Below are 7,280 nucleotides of genomic sequence, written 5' to 3' on the forward strand. Positions count from 1 at the left end.
ACCCCTTAATTTGGTTTATCAGTGGGTTCGACAGCCGCATCTAGCCAACCTTCCCAACTATCTGAATTGTCGTAATTTTTTGAAGGTGACAAGCGGCCACTTTGTTTGTCATCACAACCATCAAGATAGCCTGTTAAGTAGTCCATTAAGTGCTGCATGTCATTTTCCCTCTCTAGTGAACCCAATCTTCGAGCTTTAGCCCTTCGACACGCTGAAACTCTCTAGTATTATTCGTGACAAGCACGCAGCCCGTTGCAATGGCGTGTCCTGCAATCGCGGTGTCATTGTTGCCAATCGGTGTGCCATTCGACATTAGGTGGCGCTTAACCTCGGTCGTCGCATCAACCGCCGCTTTATCCCAAGGCAAAATCTCATCAACTCGCTTGAGAAATTCTTGAACTAGAACCGCATGTTTAGGTGAGGCTTTTTTTCCTAATAACCCGTACTGCATCTCTTGATAGGTAATTGCTGAGATAACGATACGATGTTGATTGCCAACTACCTCTTGGAGTTTCTGCAATACGGTAATGGGCTGCTCCCTCATAATGAATGAACAAATACACGTATCGAGCATGTAGTTGAGTTTCTTATTCAAAATTGAATCGTCCTTCATCCGTAATTACATCTTCACGGTTAGCCATGAAATCACTATCAGCCTTTTCGTGCTCACCAAATGACAGCCAATTAGGGCGAACTGGGCGCAAGGTGATGACATCACCCTCTTTGTGAATCTCAAGCTCATTAACTCCGTCAAACTCAAGATCCTTTGGCAAGCGTACCGCTTGATTCTTGCCATTTTTAAAAATAGAAACTGTTCTCATAATTTCCTCACCATAGGCATATGTTTAACATATGGGTAGTATAAAACGCACTCTACATATGTCAAGCATATGTGTGCGTATAGTTGCACCGTTTCCACCGTGGTCAATAACTAGTTTGTTGATATTCAAATAACCAGATGAAGACCGTTGAAAATGGTTAACAAATCCCCATATTTCAACGGTCTTTGCTATTAATCATCCCATTATGCAGATCCGAAAAGATTTTGATTACTACCACAACTTACACCAAACAGTGACCCATGCACTCCTGCACTTATTGTGCTGCGTATCAGATAGTCAACGCTATGTGCCTACATCCAAACGTAACGAAATATTGGTGAAGTATTTGAAGGCTAAGACCAAAGATAGAAGCCTGGTCAACATCAAAAAAGACATTAAATTAATGCTTAATGTTGCCCGTTCTCGCAACGGCAACCTTGAATTGAAACTGTATCGACTCAATGAGAAGGCCAATAATACTAAGATTGAAGGAGTAGAAAGGCTGTACTCACTTCTTACCTATTTGTACGATGAGCATGGAATTGAATCTCGGTTGTTTGAGAAGGGGAGCAACCAAGAGCCGGAAATTCTGTACATGCTAGGTGATCACATAGAACATTGTTTTGATAAAGATAACCAACAAACCGCGCCTCTCTCGATGCTGATTCAATCAGAATCAGCGCCGCAACTGGAGAAAATTATTAAGCAACAAGGCTGGTTCTCTGCTGAAATGAAAGAATGGAATGAAGCCACGTTCGAGGCTCATATTATCTTGTATCCTATTTCATAATGCCATTTCAATTCTAGGAGAAATGTGATTACGGTCAGGGTAACTACTACAGTCTTTTTCGCAGTTATGACTCGGTAAACATAGAACGGAGACTGTCTAGTTCGGCTTCACTAGATTCAACTTCTAGCTCTAGTCCATTGATATCTAACATTCTTACCCATTCGTGTGAGTCTAGCTCATCACCAATCGCATCCATATCCTCTTTTTGATCCTCTGGAATGATTGCTACCAGATAAAATTCGTCATCTGGGTCTCCTGTTACATCTTCGATGTAAATACGCTGACCTCGTTCAGATACATAGACGGTATCGGGCTCTGGACGTTTCTCTATTAATCTATTCGACTTTTTACTCTTGAATGGGGGGAAAGAACCTCACTGTCGACTAAACAGTAAGTCATAAAGCCACCATCATCTTCTGTGTATGCAACCACTTTTTCATTTGTCAGGAGCGCGAACTGTTCAGCTAATGCGATTCGATCACTTTGAGGCATCAGCGCCAAATATTCTTGCTCGGAGAGAACTGTGTGCATAGTATGCGCCCCTTCCGTTCCCACAAGATAAACTTGACCCCGTTCCAACGATTCAAATATGTCCAAATACTTTTGTTCACTTTGAATATAACCAATCAATAATGGTTTTACCCCATCTATAGTGCTTTGCCTTGGAGCGGGTGAATAGGGTTTCGAGTTGTTTTTAATGGATTTTGATTTCTTTCTTGCCTGACGACGTTTATTTTTCTTGGCCTGCTTAACTGACATTTTTTACCTCTGTGATTCAACGGTAATTATTTGGAATGCGATCCCATTTTTATCAAAAAAATTCAAAAGTTTCTGAAAGTGTTTTCGGTTTGAATAGATCTTTGCATTATCGAAAGATGTGGTAATTGAACAGCTCGTTCCACATCGTTTAATTGAGGTGACGTATGACCTATCTAGTCTTTGGTCACAGTTTCGTACTTTAAGCCTTTCTGTAACTTCGATAATCCACGGCATGATTCATTTTCCCACGTTACTTTGACTGTTGGATTTGTTGATTTATAGCAGCCAAACCCACTTTCTTACGACACTCTTGCACGTTCGAATTGTGCTCTGCCAAATCAGCTTGCGGAATCCCTGTATAAGATTCAGATTTGAACGTGATTGACTCGGCTGTGATAATCACATCGTCAAACTGATCGCTTAATTCTGCTTTTAGCTCTGCAAGTAATTCGTCTGGGATTTGGTCGCGGTCATACGTCACAGACTCTTTTTGAGAAGAGCCACTATGCACAAACTTGCCACATATTGAGTCGGCTAGTTCAGCAACCGAATCAAGGTCTATACTAGTTGCCTGTACCCCTGTCGATATCAATACTAGGGGCAGAAATAAGGTAGATATTTTCATGGTTTAATTTCCCCCCTATTGCCTTATTATAAGGATTGAGCATCTGTCCATGTAAACCGCACTTTTCGAATTAGATATACTGAAAGAATACAGACTATCAAGATACCCCCAGAGTGCATTAGATTTATCGGTATCTGGTTCATAATATCCATTAAATTATGAATTTCAGGTTTTTCATTGTTTAAGCGTTTTGCGATTTCATGAAGAAGGAATTTTGGAAAGAAAGCCAAAAATATTCCGTATATAGCAGAATTAATAAGGCTTTTTTTATCATCTTTTCTAATGATGCTAATAAGAATTCCCACGAGGCCAAATACTGAAAAAGTAAAAGACGTATAGATTGCAATCCCTTGAACAAACCCCATAGTGAAAACGGTGGATTCAATGCTAAAGAGCCTATAGACAAGGTCAAGGTAATCACTTGAATCTAAGGTATATAAGTCGTACACACCAAATGTCAATCCGACGAACAATGCCAAGGCAAAGTAATAGGACAATATTTTCCTCATGTATCTTACCCCTTGAGTTAGTTTTTATCAGGCCATGCAGACCAACGAGCAGCTTCCAGTAAAGCCTCACCTATACCAATCAGCGTATCTCTGTCACTTTCGTATGCCTCTTTGATTTCTGGTAGACTTGCATCAAAGGGAAGCACAGCTAAGTGACCGATAGGGTGATACTGCTCAATCTGTCTTACCCATTCTTTGATTTCTGTCGGTGTTAGCTTAGGTAGTTTGGTAGCCAAATAATTTCCCCTCGTTAAACCGACTTAATATTTTTACGTCGTTCAATTGCTTCAACTTCGCGATTGTACGCTTCTAAAGGCTCTAGCAAATGCGCATAACGCTTTTCATTTTTGGCATAATCTTCATTGTTCATTAGAGCTTTGAGTTGCGTTACTGCCTCGCCAATCGGCACTCTCACTACCCAAGAATCAGTTTCAAACGAATACTGCCACGCTCTTTTAAAGTAAGCTTCAAAAGCATTCAGAGCCTTATCTCTCATCGTCCAAACATGACGTCGCCTGAATGCATGATCACTTTCTAAATAGTGATTATCCATATTATCGTTAATATCTAATTCCCAACTCTCAGGGTCTAAAACAGAGCTAGTAAAGTGTGCTACCGTTACCCATAAGCAAAGCTGTTCTCGTGTAAAAGTATCAGGGTTGTTATTGAGCGAATCTAAAACCTCGATAGCATATTTTTTGGATTGCTTGTCAATGTTTGCCAGTTCTTGAGCCTTACGCTTTTCAATGCGCGCTTTCTTTTCTTTGATATGAGCAAATTTTTGCTTAACTTGGCTCACGCTTGAGCCGCAACCTTTATGGCTTGAATTTCTTCCGGATCAAACAATTCTTTTGCTAATGGGTTATCTATAACTTCTTTAAGCAAGCCGTTAGAGAGCTTTGTAAGCGCTGTTTGCTTCTTTCTAGCGCGTTCTGAAGTCCAGTATTTTGTAAACTCCATATCAGACATTGAATTTCACCCCTTAATTCAGCGACAAGAAATCATCTGTGTAATTGAAGTTGATTAGCGCGTGAAGGTCACGCCTTTTGGTCAGTGAAGCTTGCTCTTTAGCTGACTCGTAAAAATAGCGAGATGACACAAGTTTTAGGTCATTTATAATGCCCAACCAAGACACATCATAAAATGTTTGTTCTTCATCGTCGTCGCAATCATAAGGAGCTTTTAGCTCAAAGTTACGTACAGCTACCCAGCCATTCCCACCGGATTGTTTCTCAAATGTGTAAAGTATCTTTAGCTTTGATTCTAGGTTTTCAACTGCTTCTTGAACTGTATTTCCAGTAGCACTTGGGAACAGAGCGTTGTCCCAAAAAAACGACTGCATTTGAGTGCCATCGAGGTCATCACCTTCAAGGTTATCAAAGATGAAGTCACAAGCTGAACGATGGCAGACGATAGCGCGAAAACAGCCACCATATCGCTCTTGCTCAACAGCAAATTGACCACCCTCGGATTGTAGATATTTGGTAATTACTCCCATAATTTCCCCCATTAAGACATTAGCGTGTAGCTCTTATTTTTAACCAATCCAAAAAACAGTTCATTTTGACGCCTTGAAACCAGCACCCCTTTTTCAATAGATCCAATATCACCTAGTACGCGATAGATCCCTTTGTCTGTCTCAATTGTCGAAGTCGTAGTTCCTAGAAAACCGCCATTATCCACGGAAGCACACTGTACTTTTCCTAGCGCTACACGTTTGTTGATTTCATCGAATTTATCTTGAGCGGCCTTTTGTGCTGCTTTGAAACTGCCATGAAAGGCTCGGCTATAGAAAGAGCGGAGTGCCATCATTGTGACCCCAAAGCAAGCAAAGTGAATTACGAAATTACCTGTTTTAAAGGTATAAGTGTCAATATCAATTTCACCGGCACCGAAAGTAAGGTAATTGATAATGTGAGGAGTAAACTCGGTTAGCGGGCTTGTAGCCTCACTAGTTAACAAATATCCAAAAACCACTACGTTGACGACCATTAGCCACATAATTACTTTAGATTGCAGTGGATTAACTGACTTAATGCTCATGGACTCTTTTCCCTGCTTATCTAAATTAGTTGGTGACGGCGGCGGGAGTTGCACCCGCCCGACTGGTATCTATTACGTTGGGAGCATTGTTAAACCCAACTACCTGTCGAAACAACCGTCATGATTTTTTCACTCTGAGTCGTTTAGCTAGTTCTTCTTCGCCATGTTGATCAAATGTCCAGCGACATCAAAGATGTGTTTAGCAACACCCATTACAGACTTAAACGCTCGGTTTTTCTTTTGCTTGCATCCTTGTACGGGGCAGCGATAACCGTATTCTGTGGTTTTCGACTCAGGCACGTCTTTTCCCCTACTGCTGTGATGATTCAAACTTAGCCATGCGTTGGGCTACACCTTTCAAAAATATACCGTCAAGAACCAAGTCATCTTCAAGCTCTGTGAGTAATCGCTGCAATTTTGAAGTGCTGATAGTTTTCTGCTCTTCGCAAAGATTGATTAGATCATCCAATTTGACTTTGCCGCGAACGAAACTAGCGGCTTTAACCGTGCAATTCTGTGAGTTGTATAAGCTGTCTGAACTCATAACCCTTTTCCCCTGTTACAACCTAACTGCTTTATATTCTTTGATAATGGCTAAACACTTGTCACATGTAATGCCGCCACGACTAACACTCTTTTCTTCCCATTCAGCACTTGTATCTGAATCCAAAGCATCTTGAGTGCATAGACTTCTAATTGTGTCTGCTGAGGGTCTAGGATCAATTAAGCACCATTTTTGCTCGGCATCTTGAATGACTTCACCATCGTCAGTCTTAATGATTTTAATGAGTTGATTAGGCATAATATTCCCCTATAAGCTAATAATTGCGCCAAGTACAATTAGAGCGATCCCCAAACCAATGACGAATTTTCCTTTCTTGCCATCTAATGCAATTGAAGAAACAAGGCATAAGCCCCCTAAACATCCTAAAATCCAGTTCATCCCTATTCCCCTTAAATCGCTTGTTCGATGTGACGGCCAAGAAAGGCACTAATTTTTTTTAGATTATCTTGCGATAACTTGTAGTTTATAGAGTCAACTAGCATCGAGTAGCAATCTATATCCAACTCATCTTGAGCTTCATAGTAATTCAATAAAATATCATCGAGTTCTACAGCTTGGTTAATCAAGTTTTGGCCTACAGAGATAAACACCATATTTTGAGCGTTCTTCTCAATAGTTAGTTGAACCCCAGATGCTTCAAGCATGATTTTTTGAATCTTCGACATTTCGATCTTTTCCCCTTATTTGTTTGCAACGCGAGAAAAGGCCGCGCCAGAAGAACCGCCCAAGAAAAGATGAGCTTCATCCATCAAGATAATTGGCTTTCCTGCTTTCTTGCCTTTGAAGAATTTACCGCGAGGAAGCTGATCACCACGATTGAGCTTATATAACCAATCCTTGTAGGCTGCGTTCTTACCTCTGTAGGCAAGGTACTCATCTAAGTTTTGGCTAACCGTATGAGACTCAGAACCAAACTTACGGGCGCTTTTTCCTAATAGTTCCATAGACTTATTTTCCCTTCTTAAAAGTATTCTTTAACCAATGCGGTTAATCGCTTGGCTGTAGGTGTCTTGATTTTGCTGCTCTTACCTAGCTCTCTATGAACTAAGGCTTGCGGGTGCATGTGATGCTGACTAATCACAATCTTTGTCAAATCGTCTTTTGCAGAAATCCAAACTGAGCAACTTTCGACATAAACCGAAACATTCAAACCAAGTTCTAAGCTATT

At 40.7% G+C, this 7,280-nt stretch carries 19 protein-coding genes; 1 reads left to right on the forward strand and 18 read right to left on the reverse strand.

The features are described 5' to 3' along the window. Positions 1-5: 5 nt before the first annotated feature. From BLO31_RS23660 to vapB, 3 genes are read right to left on the reverse strand one after another with little or no spacing between them, the layout of a single operon-like run. On the reverse strand, positions 6-158 hold the full coding sequence (locus BLO31_RS23660; protein WP_175443144.1) for a hypothetical protein: 153 nt from the start codon (positions 156-158) through the stop codon (positions 6-8). A 14-nt stretch (positions 159-172) separates the two neighbouring features. Then, positions 173-595, reverse strand: a complete 423-nt coding sequence (locus tag BLO31_RS00005; RefSeq protein WP_245688331.1) for a type II toxin-antitoxin system VapC family toxin — start codon at positions 593-595, stop codon at positions 173-175. Continuing rightward, on the reverse strand, positions 588-821 hold the full coding sequence (vapB, locus tag BLO31_RS00010) for a type II toxin-antitoxin system VapB family antitoxin (RefSeq protein ID WP_070962195.1): 234 nt from the start codon (positions 819-821) through the stop codon (positions 588-590). The genes BLO31_RS00005 and vapB overlap by 8 nt, the downstream gene beginning before the upstream one ends. Positions 822-1,026: 205 nt before the next feature. On the opposite strand from vapB, the gene BLO31_RS00015 reads away from it, so the two are divergent. Further along, positions 1,027-1,611 carry a DUF2913 family protein gene (locus BLO31_RS00015; RefSeq protein WP_070962196.1) on the forward strand — a complete coding sequence of 195 codons (585 nt, stop codon included), beginning with the start codon at positions 1,027-1,029 and terminating at the stop codon, positions 1,609-1,611. A 64-nt stretch (positions 1,612-1,675) separates the two neighbouring features. On the opposite strand, the gene BLO31_RS25280 is transcribed toward BLO31_RS00015, so the two are convergent. The 15 genes from BLO31_RS25280 to BLO31_RS23675 form a co-directional block, all read right to left on the reverse strand. After that, positions 1,676-1,942 (reverse strand): DUF8087 domain-containing protein, encoded by a 267-nt coding sequence (locus BLO31_RS25280; RefSeq protein WP_483855403.1) that lies wholly within the window; start codon positions 1,940-1,942, stop codon positions 1,676-1,678. Further along, positions 1,942-2,370 (reverse strand): hypothetical protein, encoded by a 429-nt coding sequence (locus tag BLO31_RS00020; RefSeq protein WP_070962197.1) that lies wholly within the window; start codon positions 2,368-2,370, stop codon positions 1,942-1,944. Before BLO31_RS00020 ends, BLO31_RS25280 begins: the two co-directional genes overlap by 1 nt. Positions 2,371-2,620: 250 nt before the next feature. Then, positions 2,621-2,995 (reverse strand): hypothetical protein, encoded by a 375-nt coding sequence (locus tag BLO31_RS00025; protein WP_070962199.1) that lies wholly within the window; start codon positions 2,993-2,995, stop codon positions 2,621-2,623. Positions 2,996-3,521: 526 nt separating this feature from the next. Next, complete coding sequence (locus tag BLO31_RS00035; protein ID WP_070962202.1) at positions 3,522-3,740, reverse strand: hypothetical protein; 219 nt, start codon at positions 3,738-3,740, stop codon at positions 3,522-3,524. Positions 3,741-3,754: 14 nt separating this feature from the next. Beyond that, the gene (locus tag BLO31_RS00040) at positions 3,755-4,303 is read right to left on the reverse strand and encodes an RNA-binding protein (protein WP_070962204.1); all 549 of its coding nucleotides are present in this window, start codon (positions 4,301-4,303) and stop codon (positions 3,755-3,757) included. Next, positions 4,300-4,473: a hypothetical protein gene (locus tag BLO31_RS23665; protein WP_175443145.1), complete on the reverse strand. Its 174-nt coding sequence runs from the start codon at positions 4,471-4,473 to the stop codon at positions 4,300-4,302. The genes BLO31_RS00040 and BLO31_RS23665 overlap by 4 nt, the downstream gene beginning before the upstream one ends. A gap of 13 nt (positions 4,474-4,486) precedes the next feature. After that, positions 4,487-5,002: a hypothetical protein gene (locus BLO31_RS00045; RefSeq protein ID WP_139158909.1), complete on the reverse strand. Its 516-nt coding sequence runs from the start codon at positions 5,000-5,002 to the stop codon at positions 4,487-4,489. 11 nt (positions 5,003-5,013) lie between these two features. Then, positions 5,014-5,547: a hypothetical protein gene (locus tag BLO31_RS00050; protein WP_070962208.1), complete on the reverse strand. Its 534-nt coding sequence runs from the start codon at positions 5,545-5,547 to the stop codon at positions 5,014-5,016. A gap of 147 nt (positions 5,548-5,694) precedes the next feature. Continuing rightward, on the reverse strand, positions 5,695-5,847 hold the full coding sequence (locus BLO31_RS23670; RefSeq protein ID WP_175443146.1) for a hypothetical protein: 153 nt from the start codon (positions 5,845-5,847) through the stop codon (positions 5,695-5,697). A gap of 10 nt (positions 5,848-5,857) precedes the next feature. After that, positions 5,858-6,091, reverse strand: coding sequence for a hypothetical protein (locus tag BLO31_RS00055; protein WP_070962210.1), 234 nt, complete (start codon positions 6,089-6,091; stop codon positions 5,858-5,860). 15 nt (positions 6,092-6,106) lie between these two features. Further along, positions 6,107-6,349 carry a hypothetical protein gene (locus tag BLO31_RS00060; protein ID WP_070962212.1) on the reverse strand — a complete coding sequence of 81 codons (243 nt, stop codon included), beginning with the start codon at positions 6,347-6,349 and terminating at the stop codon, positions 6,107-6,109. Positions 6,350-6,358: 9 nt separating this feature from the next. After that, positions 6,359-6,490, reverse strand: a complete 132-nt coding sequence (locus BLO31_RS24750) for a hypothetical protein (RefSeq protein ID WP_281182191.1) — start codon at positions 6,488-6,490, stop codon at positions 6,359-6,361. An 11-nt stretch (positions 6,491-6,501) separates the two neighbouring features. After that, on the reverse strand, positions 6,502-6,777 hold the full coding sequence (locus BLO31_RS00065) for a hypothetical protein (RefSeq protein WP_070962214.1): 276 nt from the start codon (positions 6,775-6,777) through the stop codon (positions 6,502-6,504). 15 nt (positions 6,778-6,792) lie between these two features. After that, positions 6,793-7,056, reverse strand: coding sequence for a hypothetical protein (locus tag BLO31_RS00070; RefSeq protein ID WP_070962216.1), 264 nt, complete (start codon positions 7,054-7,056; stop codon positions 6,793-6,795). Positions 7,057-7,073: 17 nt separating this feature from the next. Continuing rightward, on the reverse strand, positions 7,074-7,280 hold a 207-nt coding region (locus tag BLO31_RS23675), incomplete at its 5' end, for a hypothetical protein (protein ID WP_175443147.1).

Origin of the sequence: Vibrio sonorensis (genome assembly GCF_001854765.1) — a bacterium.
Classification (GTDB): Bacteria; Pseudomonadota; Gammaproteobacteria; order Enterobacterales; family Vibrionaceae; genus Vibrio; species Vibrio sonorensis.

Coding starts and splice junctions, on each gene's coding strand:
- BLO31_RS00015 (WP_070962196.1), top strand. CDS start 1,027: ATGCAGATCCGAAAAGATTTTGATTACTACCACAACTTACACCAAACA.
- BLO31_RS00025 (WP_070962199.1), bottom strand. CDS start 2,995: ATGAAAATATCTACCTTATTTCTGCCCCTAGTATTGATATCGACAGGG.
- BLO31_RS00070 (WP_070962216.1), bottom strand. CDS start 7,056: ATGGAACTATTAGGAAAAAGCGCCCGTAAGTTTGGTTCTGAGTCTCAT.
- BLO31_RS00060 (WP_070962212.1), bottom strand. CDS start 6,349: ATGCCTAATCAACTCATTAAAATCATTAAGACTGACGATGGTGAAGTC.
- BLO31_RS23660 (WP_175443144.1), bottom strand. CDS start 158: ATGCAGCACTTAATGGACTACTTAACAGGCTATCTTGATGGTTGTGAT.
- BLO31_RS24750 (WP_281182191.1), bottom strand. CDS start 6,490: ATGAACTGGATTTTAGGATGTTTAGGGGGCTTATGCCTTGTTTCTTCA.
- BLO31_RS00045 (WP_139158909.1), bottom strand. CDS start 5,002: ATGGGAGTAATTACCAAATATCTACAATCCGAGGGTGGTCAATTTGCT.
- BLO31_RS00020 (WP_070962197.1), bottom strand. CDS start 2,370: ATGTCAGTTAAGCAGGCCAAGAAAAATAAACGTCGTCAGGCAAGAAAG.
- vapB (WP_070962195.1), bottom strand. CDS start 821: ATGAGAACAGTTTCTATTTTTAAAAATGGCAAGAATCAAGCGGTACGC.
- BLO31_RS23665 (WP_175443145.1), bottom strand. CDS start 4,473: ATGTCTGATATGGAGTTTACAAAATACTGGACTTCAGAACGCGCTAGA.
- BLO31_RS00055 (WP_070962210.1), bottom strand. CDS start 6,091: ATGAGTTCAGACAGCTTATACAACTCACAGAATTGCACGGTTAAAGCC.
- BLO31_RS00050 (WP_070962208.1), bottom strand. CDS start 5,547: ATGAGCATTAAGTCAGTTAATCCACTGCAATCTAAAGTAATTATGTGG.
- BLO31_RS00065 (WP_070962214.1), bottom strand. CDS start 6,777: ATGTCGAAGATTCAAAAAATCATGCTTGAAGCATCTGGGGTTCAACTA.